A 22044-nucleotide genomic window follows, 5' to 3' on the forward strand; every position below is an offset into this window, starting at 1 on the left:
GGCTGTGGTCCCCCCCCCTCACCGCCCTCACGAGCGGCGGCCTGGATCCGCGCGATGCGGTCGAGGGCGGTGTCCATCGCCTCGGCCAGCGCGGCGTGCACCGCGAGCGGCTCGTCACCGGTGACGTGCAGCGGCTCGTGGCCGTAGCCGCGCAGCAGTTCGTCGAGCTCGCTCTCCGGGATGCGGGCCAGCACGGTCGGGTTGGCGATCTTGTAGCCGTTCAGGTGCAGGACCGGCAGGACGGCCCCGTCGTGGACGGGGTCGAGGAAGGTGGTGGAGTGCCAGGACGCGGCGAGCGGTCCGGTCTCGGCCTCGCCGTCGCCGATGACGCAGGTGACGACGAGCTCAGGGTGGTCGAAGGCGGCGCCGTACGCGTGCGACAGCGAGTAGCCCAGCTCACCGCCCTCGTGGATCGATCCCGGGGTCTCGGGCGCGACGTGGCTCGGCACGCCCCCGGGGAAGGAGAACTGCCGGAACAGCCGGGCCATGCCCGTCGCGTCGCGGGGGACGTCCGGGTAGGTCTGCGAGTAGGTGCCCTCGAGCCAGGAGTTCGCCAGGACGGCCGGGCCGCCGTGCCCCGGGCCCCAGACGGCGAGTGCGCGCTGCCCGCGGGCCTTGACGACCCGGTTGAGGTGGGTGTGGACGAGGTTCAGGCCGGGCGAGGTGCCCCAGTGGCCGAGCAGCCGCGGCTTCACGTGTTCGGGGCGGAGCGGTTCGGCCAGCAGCGGATTGCCCGTCAGGTAGATCTGGCCGACGGCCAGGTAGTTCGCGGCGCGCCAGTGGGCGTCGAGGGCACGGAGCTCCTCGTCGTGCATGGCTTCCTCCGAAACGTCGGGGGCGAGGGACCTCTCCTCCTCAGATTCGGCATGCGCGACGGTGGTCCTCTAGGGCCGGATGGGGCCTCTTCGGCTGTCCGGACCACGACCGGACGTCGGCCGGGCACGCACGGCGCACTGCGCGCGGGGTGCACGATCGACAGCACTCCGACCGGCCCAGCGCGAGCGGGCGGTCGGGGTCCGGCCGAAGACGCGCACGGAGACGTCGCGTGCGGACAGGTCACGCAGCATGCGCGGCACGATCAGCAGCCGGTCCCGGGCCTCCCGGTCGGCGCGTCCCGTGCTGCCGCTGCCCGCGCTGCCGCCGACCCGGCCGAAGGGACGGGGGCCATGCGCTCGGCGGCCAGTCCCTCGAGCCGTGTCAGGTCGGTGGGAAGCGCGGGCAGCACGCCGACGAGCCCGTTGAGGTAGATCTCGTACTGGTGGTCCGCACGGTCGCCCATCGCTGTCCCGCCTCTCGATGCCGAGAGCAGGGCCGTGTCAGGGGGCGGTCCGCCGCGTCCACCCTCAGGACGGCGGTAGTTCGGCCGCCATGTCGGCACGTACGGCCGCGTTGCGGCGGGAGATCACCACCGCCGCCGCGACGGCACTGGCCGCGAAGCAGGCCGCCACCGTCCAGCCGCAGTCCAGTACGTCGCCGGTCAGATGGTCCAGGGAGTAGCGGCCGGGACCGGAGATGCCGATCGCGGCCGCCGTGAAGCCGAGGAACGCCGGGTACTCGAAGCCGCCCGAGGCCGCGAAGAAGCCGGCCGGCAGGTGCACGGAGACGGCGCCGGCCATCCCCCCGGCGGCGGCCGCGCCCGCGGCCGGGGTGGCCAGGCCGAGCGCCAGCAAGGTGCCGCCGCCCGCCTCGACGAGGCCAGAGGCGAGGGCGCTGCGCCGGCCGGGCCGGAAGCCCATGGACTCCATCGCCTCCCCCGTGCCCTCCAGGCCGTGGCCGCCGAACCAGCCGAAGAGCTTCTGGGAGCCGTGCGCGACGAGCACCGCACCGGTCCCGAGGCGCAGTGCGAGCAGTCCGAGGTCCTTGCGGCGGCTGTGGGGCATGGGGGTCCTTCCCGGGCGTGCGGGCGCGTAGGGCCAGTCTCGGCGTCCGCCGCGGGGCGCGCCGCCGATGGTGGGCCGTCCGGGCTTTCGGTGCGAGGCCGACGCGGTGCCGGCGGCAGCCCGGTCTCGGCCGCGCGGTGGGTGGGGAGCGGTCGTGCGCGCGGTCTGTGGGGCGGTCGGCAAGGGCGGTCGATGAGGGTGGTCAGGACGCGATGGCGACGGCCCGCCGTGCGCAGTCCTCGGAGCCGAGGGCGCGGAGCATGAAGTCGGCGAGGTCGGCCCGGCTGACCCGGGAGGCGAGACCGAGCCGCAGGTCGGATCCGGTGCGGTAGACGCCCGTGTAGCGGCCGCCGGTGATGACGGCGGGCCGCACGATCGTCCACAGGTCGCCCTCGGCGCGGATCACTTCCTCCTGGCGGTCCTTGTCCCGCATGACGGCCGGGATCACCAGCGAGGTCGCGAGCCGGTACGCGCCGCGCGCGCCCGGTCCCGACCCGTACGCGCCGACGGCCACCAGTCGCCGTACGCCGAGCTCGCGCATGGCGGGAAGGATGCGCCGCATCCCGTCGGCGCAGACGCCGGCGCCGCGCGGGGACCGGGTGCCGAGGGCGCTGAGCACCCCGTCGGCGCCGCCGACGACGCGGCCCACAACCTCGGGGTCGCGGACGTCGCCGGTCACCGCGGTCAGCCGGTCACGTGGGGGGAGCCGGGCGGGGTCGCGGGCCAGGGCGGTGACCTCGTGGCCCGCGTCGAGCGCCTGGGCGACGAGTTCGCGCCCCACGTGGCCGGTGGCTCCGAAGATCGCGATGCGCATGGGGTCGCTCCGGTCGGTGGACGGTCGGGTCGGTCGGGTCGGTCGGGTCGGTCGGGGGAACGGTCACCGGCCATCCTGGGCCACCGGCGGCCGGGCGGCTACTTCAGCAGTCGCGACATCCGGCGGTCGGCGAGCGGCTTGCCACCGGTCTGGCACGTCGGGCAGTACTGCAGGGAGGAGTCGCTGAAGGAGACCTCCCGGATCGTGTCGCCGCAGACGGGGCAGGGCAGTCCGGTGCGCCCGTGCACGAGCAGCCCGGTCCTCTTCTCGCCCTTCAGCTCGCCCGCTGCCAGGCCGCGGGAGCGTTCGACGGCGTCCCGGAGCGTGGTGCGCAGCGCCTCGTACAACCGGCTGATCTCCTCTTCGGAGAGGTTCGCGGCGAGCGCGTACGGGGACATCCGCGCCGCGTGCAGCACCTCGTCCGAATAGGCGTTGCCGACACCGGCGATGACGCCCTGGTCGCGCAGGACGCCCTTGACGCGGCGGCGTTCGCCGGCGAGGAGGCTCGCGAAGACCTCGCGGGTGAAGGCGGGGTCGAGTGGCTCGGGGCCGAGGCGGGCGATGCCGGGGACGTCCCGGGGGTCCCGGACGCAGTGGACGGCCAGGCGCTTCTGCGTCCCCGCCTCCGTCAGGTCGAAGCCGGCACCGTCCGGTTCCGCCATCAGCAGCCGCAGCGCGAGCGGGCCCTTGCCCGGCCGGGGCGGCGTCGCGGGCAGGTCGTCCTTCCACCTCAGCCATCCGCCCCGGGCCAGGTGGACGGCGAGGTAGGGGCCGGCGCCGTCGTCGGTGGTGAACACCAGGAACTTGCCACGCCGGGCGACGGAGGTCACGGTGCGCCCGTGCAGCGCGTCCAGCGGCGGGTCGTAGGTCTTGAGGACGCTCACCGCCACCGGCAGGATTCGGGCGATGGCGTGCCCGGCCATGCGGTCGGTGAGGAACCCGGCGAGGGCTTCGACTTCGGGCAGCTCCGGCATGCGGCCAGTGTGCGCCCCCAGGCTGCGGGGTGCGAACGGCGACGGTACGGCCCGAGCCTGCCTCCGACGTCAATTCCGTGCGATATGAGGGAAGTTGGATGGCCGGGAGAACTGGACATCCGGCCGCCGGATGTGAATGATCGCAGCCATGGCCGATTCTCTCCCCCTGCCCGCCGAGGCACCGACTCGTCCGGGCCCCGGTGCGCTGGACCCCACCGAGGTGATACCCCGGCCGCAGCCGGTGGAGGCCGGTGAGGCGGAGGAGGTCAGGGTCATCAGCGGCGAGGTCGTCGGCGGCCGCCACCGAGGACAGCGCCGCGGGCCCGGTCGCGGCTCTCTGGGAACGGCCGTTCTGACGGCGACCGGCGCGGTCGCGGGGCTGTCCATGCTCATGCCGCACGGCGGCGGCGACACCATCGCGCAGGCCGCCCAGGAGCCGGTCACGGCCGCGCCCGACGGGCCCGGGCCGGACGCGGCCCTCGATGAGACCATCATGCCGACCGCCGCGGGCGCCGTCGTCTCCGCCGGGATTCACAGGACCGGCGCATCGGAGGGCGCGGCACCCGCGTCCAAGGGCACGGCCGGCGGCACGAGCGCAAGCACCGGTACGGGATCCGGCACGCACACCGCCGCGCGGACGGACGCCCCTGCGGGCGCCGTCGCCCCGGGCCGCCACGCCCGCCTCAGCGGCACCTGGGACAGCGAGGACTGGCAGGAGGCCGTGGCCCGCGCCGTCGCCGCGCACCGCTCGGGCGAGCAGGGGCGCCTCGGCGGCCGGCACCGCGCCGGCGGCGGCCACGGCTGGAACGGCGGGCACGTCCGGGACCGCGGTCCCGGCGGCCCGGGGGCCGGCGAGCGGCAGGGCGGCTGGCCCGGGCGCGGCTGAGGCGCCGGCACCTCAGGGCACCGCCGGCGTGGTCGCGGCCGGGCCGCTCGCGGGCGGGCGTCCAGGGGTGCCGCGGCGGATCGCCCCCATAGGCGCGTCGTCCGTCCCCCGCGTCCGAAGACCCGGCCGATCGTCACCACTCCGGCGGCCGGTCCGCTCCACCACTCCTCACGCGTCGTCCGGTGATCCCAGGTCAAGGTCTCGCAGCCGGCTTCCCGGACGGGGCTGGGCGAGGCACACGGATCACCGAACGCGCCGGCCCCAGCGGCGCCGGGTGGATCACGCACCAGGGGCTGCCGAAGCCTGCTCGGGGCGCGGCGGAGAACGTCGGCATCACAGACAGCGGCGATGGCGCGCCGGATCAGGGGTGAGCGGCCGCCCGCAGCGAGTCCCCCGTGGGTCCGCCCGCGGGAGGCGACGCTTCCCGCACCCGCGCTCGCCGTCCGGCACGGACACCGGTACGGGCACCGCCGCGCGCACCGCCACGATCGCGCCCACCCGGTCCTTCCCACCCCCGCGCGCAAGGCCTCCCGGTCGCCCCGCTCCTGCCTCCCCCGCTCCTCCGTGGCCGCTGCGCCGTGACAGGAGCCCGCCGCCGCCCTCTGGGCAAGGCCGTCCGGACGAACGAGACTGAGGGCAGGCGAGCGTGAGGAGCGGCGCACGTGACGGTCAAGGTGGACAGGCCCCTGACGGCCTCCCCTCGCCGCGCCTCCTCCTGGACGCGCGGCGCGGCGGCCGCGGCGGTCGGGGCGCTGCCCGCGCTGGCGTTCCCCGCGCCGTCGCTGTGGTGGCTCGCGTACATCGCCCTCGTTCCGTGGATGCTGCTGCTGCGCGCCGCGCCGACCGGGCGGCGGGCCGCGCTGGACGGATGGCTGGGCGGGGCCGGCTTCATGGTGGCCGTGCACCACTGGCTGATCCCGAGCCTGCACGTCTTCATCGTGGTCATCGCGCTGCTGTTGGGGGCTCTGTGGGCGCCGTGGGGGTGGCTGGTGCGGCGGCTGCTCGCGGGTACTCCGGGGCGCCGCTCGGTGGTGGCGGCGACGGTGCTGGTGCCCTGTGCCTGGCTGCTGGCCGAGCTGGTGCGGTCGTGGGAGTACCTGGGCGGTCCGTGGGGGCTGCTGGGGGCGAGCCAGTGGCAGGTACCGCCCGCGCTGCGGCTGGCGTCGATCGGGGGCGTATGGCTGGTCGGCTTCCTCGTGGTGGCGGTGAACACGGCGGTGGCCGCGCTGCTCGCGGTGCCCGCGAGCCGGGCCGCCGCGGGGTCGGTGCTGGCGGCCGCGGCGGTGGCGACGGCCTCGGTGTGGGCCTGGGCGCCGGTGCCGTCCGGTGCGGGGGACGCCGCCGAGCCCGGAGAGCGGACGGTACGGGTGGCGGTGGTGCAGCCGGGGGTCGTCGCCGGGGCAGAGCCGCGCTTCGACCGGGGGGAACACCTGACCCGCACGCTCGCGGGACAGGGCGTGGACCTGGTGGTGTGGGGGGAGAGCAGCGTCGGTTTCGACCTGTCGGCCCGCCCGGACCTGGCGGACCGGCTGGCGGCACTCTCCCGTGACGTCGGCGCCGCCGTCCTGGTCAACGTGGACGCCCGGCGGGCGGACGCCCCGGGGATATCCAAGACCTCGGTGCTGATGGGCCCGGACGGGCCGGTCGGCGAGGGCTACGACAAGATGCGGCTGGTGCCCTTCGGCGAGTACGTACCGGCCCGCGGCGTGCTGGGCTGGGCCACGTCGGTGGGCAGGGCGGCCGCTGAGGACCGGATCCGCGGGGAACGCCAGGTGGTGATGGACGCCGGCACGGTGCGGCTGGGGCCCCTCGTCTGCTTCGAGTCGGCGTTCCCCGACATGAGCCGGCACCTGACGGACGACGGGGCGCAGCTGCTGGTGGCGCAGTCCTCCACGTCCTCGTTCCAGGAGAGCTGGGCACCCGCGCAGCACGCCTCGCTGGCGGCGCTGCGCTCGGCGGAGTCCTGGCGCCCCATGGTGCACGCGACGTTGACCGGCGTCAGCGCCGTCCACGATGCCCACGGCACACGCATCGGCCCGACACTGGGCACCTCGACCAGCGCCGCACAGATCTACGACATCCCCCTGAGCTCGGGACGCAGCCCCTACGACCGGCTCGGCGACTGGGTACCCCCGCTGGCGCTCCTCCTCCTGGCCGGGGCGGGCGCGTACGAGGCGACGCTCAGGAGGTCTGCCCGGTCACGGCTGTGAGGACACGCCCGCGCGGCGCCTCGCGAGCGGCACCGCGCTCCGCGGAGTCCTGGCGCCGACCGGCGTCAGCGCGGTCGACGACGCCCACGGCACACGCATCGGCCCCGCGCTCGGCACGTCTGCCGGCGCCGCACCGGACCGGCTCCTGGCCGGGGCGAGCACGCACGAGGCGACGCTCAGGACGTCTGCTCGCCACCACGCTCAGCACGTCTGCTCGCCCACGGCCATGACGATGCGCTCGCACAGTTCGTGGGTGCGCAGCGCGTCGCGGGCGTCGAGGGGCGTGCCACGGCGTACGGCGTCGAGGAAGGTGAGGGCGATCCCCTCTATGCCGCGCTGGCGGGCGACGGGAACCCAGTCGCCGCGGCGGCGGACGGTGGGCTGGCCCCGGTGGTCGACGACCTCGGCCAGGTTGAACACCTGCCGCTTGCTGTCCTGGCCCATGACCTCCAGGACCTCCTCGTTGGAGCCGCTCATGCGGTTCATCACGCCGATCGCGGTGAAGCCGTCGCCCGACAACTGCAAGGTGACGTGGTGGAGCAGCCCGTCGCGGACCCGGGCCCGGACATCGGTGTGCTCGACGCGGCCCGGGAGGAGGAAGCGCAGGGTGTCGACGACATGAATGAAGTCGTCGAAGACGACGGTGCGCGGGTTCTCCGGAAGGCCGATGCGGTTCTTCTGCAGGAGGATCAGGTCGCGCGGGTGGTCGGCGCACTGCACGTAACCGGGCGCGTGACGGCGGTTGAAGCCGACCGTCAGCCCGACGCCGCGCTCCTCGGCGAGCCGCACCAGGTGCTCGGCCCCGGCCAGGTCGTAGGCGAGCGGCTTGTCGACGTAGACGGGGACGCCCGCGGCGATGAGGCGTTCGGTGATCTCGACGTGCGTCTCGGTGGGGGCGTGCACGAACGCCCCGTCGAGCCCCTGGTCGATCAGGGCGTCAAGGGTGTCGTGGCGGTGCGCGGACGGGACGCGGTAGGTGTCGCCGACGTCGTCGAGGGTGGCGCGGGTGCGGGTGTGCAGGTGGAGATCGACTCCCGGCTGGGCCGCGAGCACCGGCAGATACGCCTTGCGCGCGATGTCGCCGAGTCCGATGACCCCGATCCTGAGGGGTTCCATGTGCCGCTCCCGCCTGCCTCTGCCATGCCTGACCTGTGCCGACGGCAGCATACGGGCCGCCCGCCGGCGGGCGATCCCGGGCGGTGCCGCCCGGCCACGGGGTCCGGCTGCGTTCTTCCCGCGTCTGGAAGCGTGTCGTGCGCGGCCGCCGTCGACCGCGCACGGGAGCGGGCCGAGGGCGGGCTGCCGACGGCTGACGCGTCGACGCTGTCGGAGAACGGACAACCGCGCACAGCCATGGCGCCCGCCCCCGTCCGGCCTCACACTGCTCGGTCTGCTCCGGCGCATGGCGGATGTCGAACGCACTTGTTTCGCGCCGTGTTGGCCGGGGAGGCCCCGGCTCGACGCCACCGGGCAGGACCCGGACGGCGAGTTCCTCGACCTCGGCAAGGCCGACACCGCCGAGGCGTTCGCGACGTGGCGCGAGCAGGTCACGCGCGCCCGCGAGCCGGCCCGTGGCCGGTCACTGGACGACATCGCGCCGCGGCGCGACAAGGACCTGGTCTCCCGGCGCTGGATCGCCCACATGATCGAGGAGTACGCCCGGCACAACGGTCACGCCGACCTGCTCCGCGAACGCATCGACAAAGTCACCGCGGACACGCTTCCCCCGGCGCCCGGCGCGCGACCGACCGCCGCACGCCCTCGTCTCGGCCGGCCCGCGGGTGAACCTGGCCCGGTCGGCCGCGTCCGCCCGCGAAAGTGCCCCGGCGCGGGCCACGTCGACCCCCGTGCGTCGCCCGGCCCGCGCCCGTCTCACTCCCCCAGGTCCGGGATGCGCCAGTCCACCGGGTCATGGCCCTGCGCCTTGAGCGCCTCGTCGATCTGGGTGAAGGGACGGCTGCCGAGGAAGAGCTTGGCCGACAGCGGCGACGGGTGGGCGCCCTGGACGACCGCGTGCCGCGCGGTGTCGATCAGCGGCAGCTTCTTCTTGGCGTAATTGCCCCACAGCACGAAGACCGCCGGGTCGGGCCGGGACGCGACGGCCCTTATGACGGCATCGGTGAACTTCTCCCAGCCCTTGCCCTTGTGCGAGTTGGCCTCCCCCTCACGCACCGTCAGCACCGCGTTGAGCAGCAGCACACCCTGCTCGGCCCACGGCATCAGATAGCCGTTGTCGGGGATCGGGTAGCCGTACTCCTCCTTCATCTCCTTGAAGATGTTCCGCAGCGAGGGCGGGGTCTTGACCCCGGGCCGCACGGAGAAGCACAGGCCGTGGCCCTGCCCCTCGCCGTGGTAGGGATCCTGGCCGAGGATCAGCACCTTCACCTTGTCGTACGGAGTGGCCTCCAGGGCCGCGAAGACCTGCTCACGCGGCGGGAAGACCCTGTGCTTCCCGCGTTCCTCCTCCACGAACTCGGCGAGCTGGGCGAAGTAGTCCTTCTCCAGCTCCTCACCGAGGACGGCCTGCCAGGACTCGGGCAGTGTGATGGGCACGTCGGGAACCTCCGGTACGCGGATCCGTTACTGGGGACGAACGTACCGCCGGGCACTGACAGTCCGTCCGGCCGGGTCACCGGCCCGTTCCGTCCCCTCGGCCAGGACCCCGGTGCCGGCCGCCAGGACGGCGGCCGGCACCGGGGTCCGTGCGCGCGGAGGCGCGCCAGGGGGCGCCAGGGGCGGGCCTCAGCCGCCCACGCTCGCCGTGAGGAAGATGCCGCCGTCCACGACCAGGGTCTGGCCGGTGATCCAGGCCGCCGCGTCCGAGAGCAGGAAGGCGGCGGCGCCGCCGATGTCCTCGGGCACGCCGAGCCGCCCCAGCGGGTACGCCGCCGCGGCCTGCTCCTCGCGGCCCTCGTAGAGGACGGCGGCGAACTTGGTCTTGACGACGGCGGGGGCGATGGCGTTGGCGCGGACGCCGGGCGCCATCTCGGCGGCGAGCTGCAGCGTGAGGTTGACCATCGCGGCCTTGCTCATGCCGTACGCGCCCACGAGCGGGGAGGCGCTGACGCCCGCCACGGAGGCGATGTTGACGATCGCGCCGCCGTTCTCCTTCATCCACGCCCGGTGGGTCTGCTGGGCGAAGCCGAGCGCGGAGAGGACGTTGGTCTCGAAGACCTTGCGGGCGACGCCGAGGTCGAGTTCGGCGAGCGGGCCGAAGACCGGGTTGGTGCCGGCGTTGTTGGCAAGGTAGTCGACGCGGCCGAAGGCCTCCATCGTGCGCTCGACGACCTCTGCCTGGTGCGCCTCGTCGTGGGCCTTGCCGGCCACGCCGAGGGCCCGGTCGGCGCCGAGCCGTTCGACGGCCTCCTTCAGCGGCTCCTCGTTGCGGCCGGTGATGACCACACGGTCACCGCGGGCGACCAGGGCCTGTGCGATGCCGTAGCCGATGCCGCGGCTGGCGCCGGTGACGATCGCGACGCGGCCGCTGTCGGGATGGGTGCTCATGATGCGGTCTCCTGTCGCGGGTCAGTCGAGCGGGCCGCCGGCCACGTACAGCACCTGGCCGGACACAAAGCCCGCGTCGTCGCCCGTGAAGAAGGCGATGGCGTTGGCGACGTCCTCGGGCCGACCCACCCGCTGCACCGGGATCCGGGTGGCGGCCGCGGCCTGGAACTCCTCGAAGCCCATGCCGACGCGGGCCGCGGTGGCGGCGGTCATGTCGGTGGCGATGAAGCCGGGGGCGACGGCGTTGGCGGTCACGCCGAACTTGCCGAGCTCGTGCGCGAGGGTCTTGGTGAAGCCCTGCAGCCCCGCCTTCGCGGCCGAGTAGTTGGCCTGCCCGCGGTTGCCGAGGGCGGAGGACGAGGACAGGTTGACCACGCGGCCGAACCCGGCGTCCACCATGTGCTTCTGGACGGCGCGCGTCATCAGGAAGGCGCCGCGCAGGTGCACGTTCATGACCGTGTCCCAGTCGGAGGCGCTCATCTTGAAGAGCAGGTTGTCGCGGAGCACTCCCGCGTTGTTGACCAGGATCGTCGGCGCCCCCAGCTCCGCGGCGACGCGCGCGACCGCCGCCTCGACCTGCTCCTCGTCGGAGACGTCGGCGCCGACGGCGACGGCCCGGCCGCCGGCCTTGGTGATCTGCTCGACGGTGTCCTTGCACGCGGTCTCGTCGAGGTCCAGCACGGCCACGGCGCGACCCTCGGCGGCCAGGCGCACGGCGGTGGCGGCGCCGATGCCGCGCGCCGCCCCGGTCACGATCGCTACGCGCTGCTCGGTGGTCGACATCTGCTCTCCTCAGCCCTGGGGGGAGCGGTCGCGCAGGTGAGCGACCGCTTAGTACGTCCCGTAGCCGAAACCGTAGGAGCGCGGTGACCCTGTGTCAACGCTCCCACCGCGCCGGTGTGGCTCAGCGCACCAGAAGATCCAGCAGACGGTCCACCTCCGCCTCCGGGTCCTCGGTCAGCCCGGTGTGGATCGGGCCCGGCTGCACGATGGTGCTGCGCGGCGCCGTCAGCCAGCGGAAGCGCCGCCCCGGATCGTCCCCCGCCGCCTGCCCGGCCTGCTCGCCGCCCGCGCAGATGCCCTCGTACCCGCGCAGGGCGGCGCGTACGCCGGCGACGTCCACATCGGGGTCGAGGCAGCGCAGCCGGTCCTCGTCCAGATGGACCCGGGCGCCCACGAAGGACTTGGCGCGGCAGTAGACCAGCACACCCGCGTTGATCAGCTCGCCGCGCTCGATCCGGGGCATGACGCGCACCAGGGCGTACTCGAACACATCGCGCCCGCTCGCCGTGCTCACTTCGCGGCCTTCCCCTCGACCCAGGTGCGCAGCCACTCCGGCGGCGCCTGCTTCTCCTGCCGCTTCGGGGCGAGGACGATACGCTCCCCCACGGTGCCGGCACGCGCCAGCAGCACCCGCTCGTACGCGCGCCGCACCTCGTCGGGGCTCGCGAAACCGGGCTCGTCCACCAGCCACTCGTCGGGGATCTGGGCGGTGACCTCACGCAACAGCGCCTCGTCCACGCGCGGTGCGAGGTCGCGGACCGCCGCCTCGATGTCCGGGGCGAAGCGGGCGAGGGCGTGGTCGGCGGCGTCGTAGGGCTTCTCGGCGGCCTGGTCCGCGCCCTTCCAGTTGTGGTGGAAGATCAGCGAGGCGCCGTGGTCGATCAGCCACAGGTCCTGGTGCCAGACCAGCATGTTCGGGTTGCGCCACGAGCGGTCGACGTTGCCGACGAGCGCGTCGAACCACACGATCCGCCCCGCCTCGCCGGACCCCACCTCGAAGACGAGCGGGTCGAAGCCGAGCGCACCGGGGAGGAAGTCCATGCCCAGGTTGAGCCCGCCGCTGGCCTTCAGCAGGTCCTGGATCTCCTGGTCCGGCTCCCCGAGCCCGATCACCGGATCGAACTGGAACCGCACCAGCACCGGAACCCGCAACCCGAGCCGCCGGGCCAGCTCCCCCGCGATCACCTCCGCCACCAGCGCCTTGCGGCCCTGTGCGGCGCCAATGAACTTCACCACGTATGTCCCCAGGTCGTCGGCCTCGACGACGCCGGGCACCGATCCGCCCTCACGCAACGGCGTGACGTAGCGGATCCCGGTCACTTCCTCCATGGGCGCATCCTAGGCGGTGCCGCCTCCGGGGCCTCGGCCGCCCGCGAGCCGGGCCCCGCGCCTCGCCCGGAGATTTTTCCGGCATCGGTTGAACAGCTCACCCGTCCGGCCCGTAGGACAGGGCAGGGCGCGACCCGCGCCCCCGGGCCCCGCAGGCGGTCCGGTACGGACAAGGCAACAGGATGTGTGACGCATGGCCGACACGACTGGCATCGCAGGAGTTCCGACCCGCCGGGCCGTGGTCGCCGCCGCGGGCGCGGCGGGGCTCGTGGTCGCGCTGGCCGCCTGCGGCGACAAGAACGCCGCGGGCACCGTCAGCCCTGCCGCGCCCGCCCAGGGCGGCGGCCAGGGAACCGGGGGTTCGACCCCCGGCGGCGGAGGCGCCGCGGTGACGCTGGCCAAGACCTCGGAGATCCCGGTCGGCGGCGGCAAGATCTTCCCCGACGAGAAGGTCGTCGTCTGCCAGCCCGAGGCGGGCTCCTTCAAGGCGTTCTCCGCCATCTGCACCCATCAGGGCTGCGCCGTCAACCAGGTCGCGGACGGCACGATCAACTGCCCTTGCCACGGCAGCAGGTTCAGCATCAAGGACGGCAGCGTCGCCAACGGCCCGGCGACCCAGCCGCTGCCGGCGGCGCGGATCACGGTGGAGGGGGACTCCGTGGCCTTGGCCTGAGCCCCCGGCCCCCGGCCGGTAGGCGGCTCCGCCCGTCGCCGCTGCTGTCTGCGCGGCCCCGGCGACTGCCTCGTGGACACGACCGCTCCCAGCCCGTGGGTCACGGCCGCTTCCGTACGGGGTGCGCAGGGGGCGAGGCCGCGCGGCACGCCGCCCGGACCGGCCCCGGCGGCGGGGTCACCGCGTGCGGCCTTCACCCGGCCCGCCTCGTCGGCTCGGGAAGCCGCGGCGAAGTGCGGCCGGCGCGGGGCGTCCACGGGTCGAGGGCCGGACCGGCCGCGCCGCAGCGCCCCGTGTGCCGCCGCGCCCGCCACCGCGCGCGCACTGAGGTACGTCACCTCCGCCGGCTGCCGGGCCGCTGTCAGCCCTCGGTGGCCATCACGTCCTCCCCCGCCCGGCGCAGAGCCTCCACCGCGGCGCGGATGGCGGGGCGGCGGTCGGCGTCGGAGCGCCAGACGGCGTAGATGTGGCGCTTCATGGTGTGGCGCACCCGGATGGCGCGGACCCCGGCCGGCAGCGGCCCGCGACCGAGGCGCGGGACGACGGCGACGCCCAGGCCGGCGGCGACGAGGGCCAGGACCGTGGGGTGCTCCTCGGCCTGGTGGGCGACACGCGGTTCCACGCCCTTGCCGCGCAGGGTGAACAGCAGCCACTCGTGGCAGAAGCCTCCGTCCGGCCAGCCGATCCAGTCGTCGCCGGCGAGTTCCCCGAGGTCGACCTCGTCGCGGCCGGCCAGCGGATGGTCCTCGGGGACGACGACGTCGGCGATGTCGTCGAGCAGTGGCTCCTTGGCCAGCCCCCCGGGCAGCGAGAGCGGCTTGTTGTACCAGTCGAGGACGACGGCGAGGTCGATGTCGCCGCGGACGAGCCGGGCCAGCGCGTCATGCGGCTCGATCTCCTGCACCATCGCGCGCAGGCTGGGGTGGTCGTGCCGGATCGCGGCCAGCGCCTGGGGGAACAGCCCGCGCACAGCGGTGGGGAAGGCGCCCAGGCGCAGTTCGCCGACCGCGGCGCCGCGGTGCGCCTCGAGGTCGGAGTGGGCGAGCTCGACGAGCGAGAGGATGCGGCCCGCGTGCCCGGACAGCAGCCGGCCGGCGTCGGTGAGGCGCACCCCGCGGCCGTGTTTGGCCAGCAGGGTCTGACCGGTCTCGCGTTCGAGCTTGCCCATCTGCTGGGAAACGGCCGAGGTCGTCACGTGGAGCACGTCCGCCGCGGCGCTCACCGAGCCGTAGGTGGAGATCGCGTGCAGGATGCGCAGGCGCTCGAGGTTCAACATGTAAGCAACACTACGTGATCATCAGCAGCTTTACTCGCTTGTCCTAAGAGGTTCGATCCGTCATGGTGAGGGCCATGAGCGCACCCAGCACCCGCCGCCCGGCCACCCCGGCCGCCCCGTCCCCTGCCGGCGCCCCACCCGGTCCCGCTCCCGCCGCCCCCTCGGCTCCCGTCCGCCGCCCCGCGGTGGACTGGCGGGTCAGCTGGGCCGTGCTCGCGCTCATCTGGGGCTTCAGCTTCCTGTTCATCAAGGTGGGCACCGAGGCCTACGCCCCGCTGCAGGTCGCGCTCGGCCGCATGGCGTTCGGCACCGCCGTGCTGGCGGCCGCCTTCGCGGTGAAGCGGGAGCGGCTGCCGCGCGGCGGGCGCGCCTGGGGGCACATGGCGGTCGCCGCACTGCTGCTGAACACCCTGCCGTTCACGCTCTTCGCGTACGCGGAGCTCACCATCCCGTCGACGCTCGCGGGCATCTGCAACGCCACGACCCCGCTGTGGAGCATGGTGCTGTCCGTGGCGGCGCTCTCGGACGACAAGCCGACCCGGCAGCGCGTCGCGGGGGTCGGCATCGGCTTCGTCGGCGTGCTCACCGTGCTCGGCGCCTGGCAGGGCTTCTCCGGGACGGACCCGGCGGGCACGGCGATGGCACTGGGCGCCTCGGCGAGTTACGCGGTGGGCTGGATCTACGTGCGCCGCACCCTGAGCGGCAGCGGCAACTCGGCCCTGTCGATGTCCTTCTCGCAACTGCTGCTCGGCACCGCCCAACTGGCCGTGCTGACACCGCTGTTCACGTCCGCACCGGCTGCTTTTCCGCTCTGGCCGACGCTGTCCGTGGTGGCGCTGGGCGCCTTGGGCACCGGCATCGCCTTCCTCCTGCAGTACGGGATCGTCGCGGAGAAGGGCCCGACCATCGCCACGATGGTGACCTATCTGATCCCGGTCATCGCGACAGCTGCCGGTGTGGCGCTGCTGGGCGAGCGCCTGACCTGGAACGAGCCGGTCGGCGCCCTCGTGGTGCTCGCCGGAGCGGCGCTGACCCAGCGCCGTCCGGCAGGCTGAACCGCCCTTTCCCGTCAGCCGAAGCGCCCGGCGCGGTGCGGGCGGACCGCCGCGGCGACCGCGTCGGCCAGAGCCGGCACCTCGTCCACCGTGACCGGCGAGACGGTGACGCGGATGCCCGGCGGTGATGCGAGGCGGAAGCGCGCGCCGGGAGCCACGGCCCAGCCCGCCTGCAGCAGCCCGGCGACGGCCCCGGTCTCGTCGGGCACGGGGACCCAGACGTTCATGCCGCTGCGGCCGTACGCCGTGACCCCGCGGTCGGCCAGCGCCCGCACCAGGGTGTCGCGGCGCGCGGCGTAGGCGGCGGAGACCGCCGCGACGTCGACCGCGCCGGTGCGCCACAGATGGGCGACGGTGTGCTGCAGCAGGTGGCTGACCCAGCCCGGCCCGAGCCGGTAGCGGCCGCGGATCCGGTCCACGGTGACGGGGTCGCCCGTGAGGACGGCCAGCCTCAGGTCGGGGCCGTAGGCCTTGGCCGTGGAGCGGACCAGCATCCAGTGCCGGGTACTGCCGGCCAGCGGGTGCAGCGGCAGCTCGGTCAGGCCGCTCACATGGTCGTCGTCGATGACGAGCACCTGCGGGTGGCCGCCGAGGACCGCGCGCAGTTCGCCGGCGCGTGCCGCGTCGAGCGCGGCACCGGTCGGGTTCTGGCCGCGGTCGGTGACGATCAGCGCCCGTGCGCCCTGCCGCAGGGCCGCCTCCACCTCGCGCGGCAGCGGGCCGTCGTCGTCCACGCCGACCGGGACGGCGCGCAGTCCGAGGGCCGGGACGAGGTCGAAGACGCTCCCCCAGCCGGGATCCTCCACCGCCACCGCGTCGCCGGGCCGCAGGTGGGCGGTGAGCGCGCGCTCCATGGCGTCGAGCGAACCGGAGGTCAGCCCGACCGGGCCAGCCGGCACCCCGTCGGCATCGAAGGCGGCCCGCGCCAGGGCGGCGAGCTCCTCCTCGACCGGCGCCTGCCCATAGAGCATGGGCTGCCGCGCGCTGCGGGCGGCGGCCTCGGCCAGCGCCTCGCCGAAGGCGGGCAGCAGCGCGGTGTCCGGGTTGCCGGTGGACAGGTCGCGGACCCCGGGCGGCACCTCCAGGCGAATCTCGTCCCGCGGAGCGGTCGCCGGACGCCTCCGCACCCGGCTGCCGCGGCGTCCCGCCGTCTCGATGACGCCGCGGTCGCGCAGCAGGCGGTAGGCGGCGGCGACGGTGTTCGGGTTGACGCCGAGTCCGGTGGCGAGCTCCCGCAGCGGCGGCAGCGCGGCGCCGGGGGCGAGCGCGCCTTCCCTGACGGCCTGTTCGACGCTCGCCGCGATCTCCGCTGCGCCCCGGCCAGTGAACGTGTACTCTCCTAGCACAAACAGCATTATGCACTAGTGCAAAGGACCGCGCCATGTCCGCCACGCCCTCCGCTGCCGACGCGTACGCTCCCACCGACCGCACCGTCCCGACCCGCAGCCGCGAGCGCGCCTCGTACGACCGCGACCTGGTGCACGCGATCCTCGACGCGGACTACCTCTGCCACCTCGGCTTCGTGCGCGACGGGGCGCCCGTCGTGCTGCCGACCCTCTACGCCCGCGTCGGCGAAAGGCTGTACGTGCACGGCTCCGCCGGCTCCCCTCCGCTGCGCGGCGCCGGCGAGGCCGCCGGGCTCGCGGTCTGCCTGACCGTGACGCACCTGGACGGGCTGGTCCTGGCCCGTTCCGCCTTCCACCACACCGTCAACTACCGCTCCGTGGTGGTGCACGGCACGGCCCGCCAGGTCACCGACCCCGCCGAGCGCTCCGCCGCCCTGGACGCCCTCGTCGACCACATCGTGCCCGGCCGCGCCCGCGACTGCCGCCCCGCCAACGCCCGGGAACTGGCCGCCACCGCCGTCATCGCCCTCGACCTGCGCGAGGTCTCCGCAAAGGTACGCACCGGCGGGCCCTCCGACGACCCCGAGGACCTGACGCTCCCCCACTGGACGGGGGTGCTGCCCGTCACCCGCGCCTACGGAAGGCCCGAACCCGCCGACGGCCTGGACCCGGCGATCGCCGTCCCCGGCTACCTCACCGCGCGCTGAGAGGACCGCAGGCATGCTCGTACACCCCTGGGACGCCCCCGCCGACGAGGCCGAGTGGCAGGACTGGCTGGCCGCGCACGACTTCGGCCAGCTCGCCGTCAACGGCCTCGGCGACGCGCCCCCGTTCGTCCAGCCGCTGCACTTCGCCTACGACGCCGCACGGCGCGAGGCCGTCACCCACCTCGCCCGGCCCAACCCGCTGTGGGCCGCTATCGAGGCCCACCCCCGGGTGACGCTGAGCGTCGTCGACGACTACACCTTCATCCCCGGCCCCTGGCACGCCCCCGAGGGCACCCCGCCCGAGCACGGAACCCCCACCAGCTACTACGCCGCCGTACAACTGGTCTGCGTGGCGCACCTCGTGGACGACCCCCAGGAGAAGGCGGAGCTGCTGCACCGTCAGCTCGCCCACTTCCAGCCGCGCGGCGACCACGCCCCCGTCGTCCCGGGCGAGGCTCCGTTCGGCCGGATGCTGCCGGGCATCCGCGGGCTGCGGCTGGAGGTCACCGACGTCCGCGCCAAGTTCAAGTTCGGCGGGAACAAGCCGCGCGAGACGCAGTGGCGGGTGACCGGCCTGCTGGCCGAACGGGGAGGTCCGGGCGACGACGCCGCCCGTACCCAGCAGCTGCGCCGCCTCGGGCAGCCGGGCTAGTACCAAGGCCGTGAAGTCATGGCGCGGGCTGGGTTGTCCGGGGGGTAGTCGAGCTGCGCTTTCCCGGACATGAGGAGCGGAGCCCACAGCCGCTGCGGTGGCTGTTCCACCTGCTGCGCGGCCCGGCCGCCACCCCGCAGGAAGCAGGAACCCGTTGGCGCGGCCTGCTGGTGGTCGCGCTCGACGCCACCGCCCTGACCGTGCCCGACACCCCCGCCGTCCTGACCAGGTTCACCAAACAGCAACCACCGCGGGACCGGATACCCCCGACTGCGCCTGCTCACCCTGGCCGCGTGCGGCACCCGCACCCTCATCAACACCGTCTTCGGACCCACCACCTCGGGCGAGACCACCTACGCCCCACACCTGCCGCCCAGCCTGCGGCCCGGGATGACCCTGCTGGCCGACCGCAACTTCGCCGCCCAGAACCTGGTGGCCGACATCGCCGCCACCGGCGCCGAGGTCCTGGTCCGACTCAAGAAGGGCCGCACGATGCCCATCCTCGCCCGCTACCGGGACGGCTCCCCCTGCACGGACTCCCCGTCGCCTTCGCACTCACCGGCGCCAAGGCCGACGAGCGCGAGACCTTACTGGACCTGCCGGCCGTTGAACCACAGCTGACCGCCCGCCGCCCAGGCAACTTTTCGGGGTCACGGCCCTGCTTGAAACAGCAGCCTGGCCAGCCGTGAAGGAGCCGTGCGCACAGCGATCTTCGAATTCATCGAAGGCTGGTACAACCAGGCTGATCGCCACACCCGACTGTGCTGCCCAAGTGGAACAAGCCCACGGATCAAGCCGATCAGTAGATCAAGTCGACGGAGTGCGGCGCGCACTCCGTCTTACCACGCCAAGACTAAGAGGTGGACACATGCACCGAAGAGCCCGACGAGTCTCACCCTCATTCTGCGGAGCCACGTTGCTCATCGCCGCCGCTTTGGCTGTTTCCCCTGCCCTCGGAAGCCAGGCACATGCTGCTGCACGGTCGGTTCCGGCGGCCGGTGCCGCAACTGCTGCCGCACAGGAGGTTCCGACGGCCGGCGCCGCAACGCCCTTCGTGACCGTCGAAGCCGAATCCGGGACGCTTGGCGGCGGTGCACGCATACGCGACCTCGTGCCGGGAGATCCGGTACCCACCGTCGCCACCCTGGAGACCGAAGCATCCGGCTACGCCCTGGCCGAGTTGAAGAGCACCGGCGATTCGGTGACGATACGGAACAGTTCAGGCAAGCAGGCCAATACTCTCGTGGTTCGTGCCTCGATTCCCGATGCGGCGACCGGAGGTGGCAGCACCGCCACTTTGGACCTGTACGTGGACGGCGTGTACCGTCAGGCGATCACGCTGAGTTCAGTGCAGGCGTGGAACTACCGCAACCCGGGAACCAACCCCAACCAGGACGACCCCAATGCCGGCGGTACGGCCTTCCACTTCTACAACGACTTCCCGGTCTGGGTCACGGGTTCCCCCATCCCCGCGAACAGCACCATCACGCTCCGCAAAAACTCCGCCAACACAGCCGCCGTCTACGACGTCGACTCCGTTGATCTGGAGGACGTCGGACCGGCGCTGACCCAGCCGGCCGGTTCGCTGTCCGTCGTCAGCTACGGAGCGGACCCGACCTTCACCAAGGACTCGACGGCCGCAATCCAGAACACGGTGGACGCCGCCCGGACACAGGGCAAGCCGGTATGGATTCCGGCGGGGAAGTACCTGACGAACAGCCTGACTTCCTTCTCGCTGGACTTCACCGGCGTGACGGTTCAGGGCGCCGGCATGTGGTACACCACGCTCTACCGCAAGGTTCCGCTCCCCACTCCCGCAGGATGGCGTTCACAGCTCCTGGTCGGCTCGGGGACCACGCTGAACGACATCCAGATCGACGGGAACGCCGTCTGGCGGGGCGCGGGCGGTGGTGCGGACTACGGCGTCAAGGCCAGCGGCGCGCTCGGCTGGCACGTGAACCGGATCTGGACGCGGCATATCCAGGCCAACTGGCTCTCCGGCAGCAACGGCCTCATGGAGAACAGCCGCTCAAGCGACTCCTACGCCGACGGATTCAACATCAACAACTCCAACAACGCGGACTGGCGCGGCGACAACGTCACCGTCCGCAACTGCTTCGCCCGCGGCACGGGCGACGACGCGTTCGCCACCTTCGCCGACTCCGTCGAGGGGACCCTCCAGCTCGACGGCGCCAAGATCCTCAACAACACTGCTGTCGCGCCCTGGGGGGCCAACGGCATCCGGGTCGCCGGCGGGAAGAACGTCCAGGTGATGAACAACCTGGTGAACAGTGTCTCTCAGATCAGCGCCATGGAAATCGGCATCTACAGTGAACACGGACAACCCCTGGAATCCGCCACCATCAGCGGCAACGTGCTGATCGGCGGCGGCGGATGGAGCGGCGTCGGGTACGGCGCGCGGATCTTCTCTCCGGGCAGTTCCTCGCTGTTCCCGAACGCGTACACGAACGTCACCATGACCAACAATGTTCTGCGCGGAGCTCTCCGTGGGGCGGTCCTCATCGATCGCACCCATGTGAACGTGACGTTCCAGGGCAACACGATCGACAATCCGGGCGAGCACGGAATCCGGGTGAATTCGGGAGTCATCGGCACCGGGACCTTCTCGGACAACGTGGCGCAGAATCTGCGGTCCGGGGCCTACGCGTTCGTCAACGGGTCCCTCGACTTCTCGCCCACTCTCGGCAGCAACAACTGGCAGAACTCGTCTCCTGTGGTCAACGACGACGCCCTCGCCTATGACGGCAGCTGGGTTCACGCCGTCAACCGCATCGACGGGGACCTCAACAACGACGTCCATCACACCCTCACCCCCGGTGCGGTCGCCGCCTATACCTTCACCGGGACCGGAATCCGGTACCTCTCGGAGCGGAATGGCGACGAAGGGACTGTCGACGTCTACATCGACGGGGTGTTCCAGAAGACCGTCGACCTCAAGGTGTCCGGCCCCAGGCAGGTGCAACAGGTGGTGTTCGAGAAGACCGGGCTCAGCAACGGTCAGCACACCTTCAAGCTGGTCAACGGCTCCGGACTGGGCATGATCGACTCGCTGTACATCATCGGTGCGGACGGCGGCACGCCGACGCCGGACCCGACGCCCAGCCCGGTGGTCAACGACGACGCCCTCACCTACGGCTCCGGCTGGAGCTGGGCGCGCAACCGCATCGACGGGGACCTCAACGACGACGTCCACTACTCCGTCATCCCGGGTGCGGTGGCGACCTACACGTTCAACGGGACGGGTATCCGGTACCTGTCGGAGAGGAACGTTGACGAGGGGACCGTCGACGTCTACATCGACGGGGTGTTCCAGAGCACCGTCAATCTCAAGATCTCCGGCCCCAGGCAGGTGCAACAGGTGGTGTTCGAGAAGACCGGGCTCAGCAACGGTCAGCACACCTTCAAGCTGGTCAACGGCTCCGGGCTGGGCATGATCGATTCGCTGTACATCATCACGTCGAGCGGCGGCTCGGGCGGCGGCGGCACCACCGCGCCGACCGGGCGGATCACCGGGTACGGCGGCAAGTGCGTCGACGTGGCGGGCGGCTCCAGCGCCAACGGAACGGCCGTGCAGCTGTACGACTGCAACAGCACCGCCGCGCAGAAGTGGACGATGGCGGCCGACGGCTCCGTCCAGGCCCTGGGCAAGTGCATCAACCTCACCGCCTCGGGCACGGCCAACGGGACCAAGGCGGAGTTGCGCGACTGCAATGGCGGCGCCTCCCAGAAGTGGACCTACAACAGCTCCAGCCGCGCCCTGGTCAACCCCCAGTCGGGGCGGTGCCTGGACGCGACGGGCCCGAGCTCGGCCAACGGCACCCGGCTGCAGATATGGGACTGCGCCGGAAGCAGCAACCAGCAGTGGACCGTGCCTGCCGCGTGACCGGCCCGGCCACGGACACCTCCGGCGTTCACAGTATCCACCGGCCGTTGA

At 73.1% G+C, this 22044-nt stretch carries 19 protein-coding genes and 3 pseudogenes; 9 read left to right on the top strand and 13 right to left on the bottom strand.

Going from position 1 to position 22044, the window contains the following annotated elements; translation table 11 throughout:
• From ACRWND_RS17440 to ACRWND_RS17460, 5 genes and pseudogenes are all read right to left on the bottom strand, one after another.
• Positions 1-815 (bottom strand): annotated as a pseudogene (locus tag ACRWND_RS17440) (phosphoketolase); the annotation flags it as partial.
• A gap of 263 nt (positions 816-1078) precedes the next feature.
• Positions 1079-1279, bottom strand: a complete 201-nt coding sequence (locus ACRWND_RS17445) for a hypothetical protein (RefSeq protein WP_431950285.1) — start codon at positions 1277-1279, stop codon at positions 1079-1081.
• A gap of 64 nt (positions 1280-1343) precedes the next feature.
• Positions 1344-1880 (bottom strand): DoxX family protein, encoded by a 537-nt coding sequence (locus ACRWND_RS17450; RefSeq protein WP_431950287.1) that lies wholly within the window; start codon positions 1878-1880, stop codon positions 1344-1346.
• A gap of 202 nt (positions 1881-2082) precedes the next feature.
• Positions 2083-2694: an NAD(P)-dependent oxidoreductase gene (locus ACRWND_RS17455; protein WP_431950289.1), complete on the bottom strand. Its 612-nt coding sequence runs from the start codon at positions 2692-2694 to the stop codon at positions 2083-2085.
• Between the two features lie 98 nt (positions 2695-2792).
• A complete protein-coding gene (locus ACRWND_RS17460) occupies positions 2793-3668 on the bottom strand; it encodes an Fpg/Nei family DNA glycosylase (protein WP_431950292.1) in 876 nt (291 codons plus the stop codon).
• Positions 3669-3816: 148 nt separating this feature from the next.
• Here ACRWND_RS17460 and ACRWND_RS17465 point away from each other — a divergent pair, with 148 nt between their 5' ends.
• Together ACRWND_RS17465 and lnt are read left to right on the top strand one after the other, a co-directional pair.
• Positions 3817-4554, top strand: a complete 738-nt coding sequence (locus ACRWND_RS17465) for a hypothetical protein (protein WP_431950294.1) — start codon at positions 3817-3819, stop codon at positions 4552-4554.
• Positions 4555-5216: 662 nt separating this feature from the next.
• A complete protein-coding gene (gene lnt / locus ACRWND_RS17470) occupies positions 5217-6764 on the top strand; it encodes an apolipoprotein N-acyltransferase (protein ID WP_431950296.1) in 1548 nt (515 codons plus the stop codon).
• Positions 6765-6965: 201 nt separating this feature from the next.
• Here the strand turns inward: lnt and ACRWND_RS17475 are convergent, their stop codons facing one another.
• A complete protein-coding gene (locus tag ACRWND_RS17475) occupies positions 6966-7880 on the bottom strand; it encodes a Gfo/Idh/MocA family protein (RefSeq protein ID WP_431950298.1) in 915 nt (304 codons plus the stop codon).
• Between ACRWND_RS17475 and ACRWND_RS17480 the strand changes: the two are divergent.
• Positions 7879-8454, top strand: a pseudogene (locus ACRWND_RS17480) (DUF664 domain-containing protein); the annotation flags it as partial. The gene ACRWND_RS17475 and the pseudogene ACRWND_RS17480 overlap by 2 nt on opposite strands.
• A 182-nt stretch (positions 8455-8636) precedes the next feature.
• Here the strand turns inward: ACRWND_RS17480 and ACRWND_RS17485 are convergent.
• From ACRWND_RS17485 to ACRWND_RS17505, 5 genes are all read right to left on the bottom strand, one after another.
• Entirely contained in the window at positions 8637-9317 is a 681-nt protein-coding gene (locus ACRWND_RS17485; RefSeq protein WP_431950300.1) for a uracil-DNA glycosylase, read from the bottom strand.
• A 189-nt stretch (positions 9318-9506) separates the two neighbouring features.
• On the bottom strand, positions 9507-10268 hold the full coding sequence (locus ACRWND_RS17490) for an SDR family oxidoreductase (RefSeq protein ID WP_431950302.1): 762 nt from the start codon (positions 10266-10268) through the stop codon (positions 9507-9509).
• A gap of 21 nt (positions 10269-10289) precedes the next feature.
• Positions 10290-11051: a 3-oxoacyl-ACP reductase FabG gene (gene fabG, locus ACRWND_RS17495; RefSeq protein ID WP_431950304.1), complete on the bottom strand. Its 762-nt coding sequence runs from the start codon at positions 11049-11051 to the stop codon at positions 10290-10292.
• Between the two features lie 121 nt (positions 11052-11172).
• Positions 11173-11514 (bottom strand): DUF3037 domain-containing protein, encoded by a 342-nt coding sequence (locus ACRWND_RS17500; protein WP_431950370.1) that lies wholly within the window; start codon positions 11512-11514, stop codon positions 11173-11175.
• Positions 11515-11561: 47 nt separating this feature from the next.
• Positions 11562-12380 (bottom strand): HipA family kinase, encoded by an 819-nt coding sequence (locus tag ACRWND_RS17505; protein ID WP_431950306.1) that lies wholly within the window; start codon positions 12378-12380, stop codon positions 11562-11564.
• A 193-nt stretch (positions 12381-12573) separates the two neighbouring features.
• Between ACRWND_RS17505 and ACRWND_RS17510 the strand changes: the two genes are divergently transcribed.
• Positions 12574-13053, top strand: coding sequence for a Rieske (2Fe-2S) protein (locus tag ACRWND_RS17510; RefSeq protein WP_431950308.1), 480 nt, complete (start codon positions 12574-12576; stop codon positions 13051-13053).
• Positions 13054-13414: 361 nt separating this feature from the next.
• Here ACRWND_RS17510 and ACRWND_RS17515 read toward each other — a convergent pair whose 3' ends face one another.
• Positions 13415-14329 carry a LysR family transcriptional regulator gene (locus ACRWND_RS17515; protein ID WP_431950310.1) on the bottom strand — a complete coding sequence of 305 codons (915 nt, stop codon included), beginning with the start codon at positions 14327-14329 and terminating at the stop codon, positions 13415-13417.
• 74 nt (positions 14330-14403) lie between these two features.
• Here ACRWND_RS17515 and ACRWND_RS17520 point away from each other — a divergent pair, with 74 nt between their 5' ends.
• Entirely contained in the window at positions 14404-15384 is a 981-nt protein-coding gene (locus ACRWND_RS17520; RefSeq protein ID WP_431950312.1) for a DMT family transporter, read from the top strand.
• A gap of 14 nt (positions 15385-15398) precedes the next feature.
• On the opposite strand, the gene ACRWND_RS17525 is transcribed toward ACRWND_RS17520, so the two are convergent.
• Complete coding sequence (locus ACRWND_RS17525; RefSeq protein WP_431950314.1) at positions 15399-16739, bottom strand: aminotransferase class I/II-fold pyridoxal phosphate-dependent enzyme; 1341 nt, start codon at positions 16737-16739, stop codon at positions 15399-15401.
• A 26-nt stretch (positions 16740-16765) separates the two neighbouring features.
• Between ACRWND_RS17525 and ACRWND_RS17530 the strand changes: the two genes are divergently transcribed.
• The 4 genes and pseudogenes from ACRWND_RS17530 to ACRWND_RS17545 all read left to right on the top strand — a co-directional run bounded on the left by ACRWND_RS17530 (position 16766) and on the right by ACRWND_RS17545 (position 21993).
• Entirely contained in the window at positions 16766-17437 is a 672-nt protein-coding gene (locus ACRWND_RS17530; protein WP_431950317.1) for a pyridoxamine 5'-phosphate oxidase family protein, read from the top strand.
• Between the two features lie 13 nt (positions 17438-17450).
• Entirely contained in the window at positions 17451-18089 is a 639-nt protein-coding gene (locus ACRWND_RS17535) for an FMN-binding negative transcriptional regulator (protein ID WP_431950319.1), read from the top strand.
• A gap of 527 nt (positions 18090-18616) precedes the next feature.
• Positions 18617-18727 (top strand): annotated as a pseudogene (locus ACRWND_RS17540) (IS982 family transposase); the annotation flags it as partial.
• A gap of 230 nt (positions 18728-18957) precedes the next feature.
• The gene (locus ACRWND_RS17545; protein ID WP_431950372.1) at positions 18958-21993 is read left to right on the top strand and encodes a ricin-type beta-trefoil lectin domain protein; all 3036 of its coding nucleotides are present in this window, start codon (positions 18958-18960) and stop codon (positions 21991-21993) included.
• The last annotated feature ends 51 nt before the right edge of the window (positions 21994-22044 follow it).

This window comes from Actinacidiphila sp. bgisy167 (assembly GCF_965342175.1).
Taxonomy (GTDB): domain Bacteria; phylum Actinomycetota; class Actinomycetes; order Streptomycetales; family Streptomycetaceae; genus Actinacidiphila.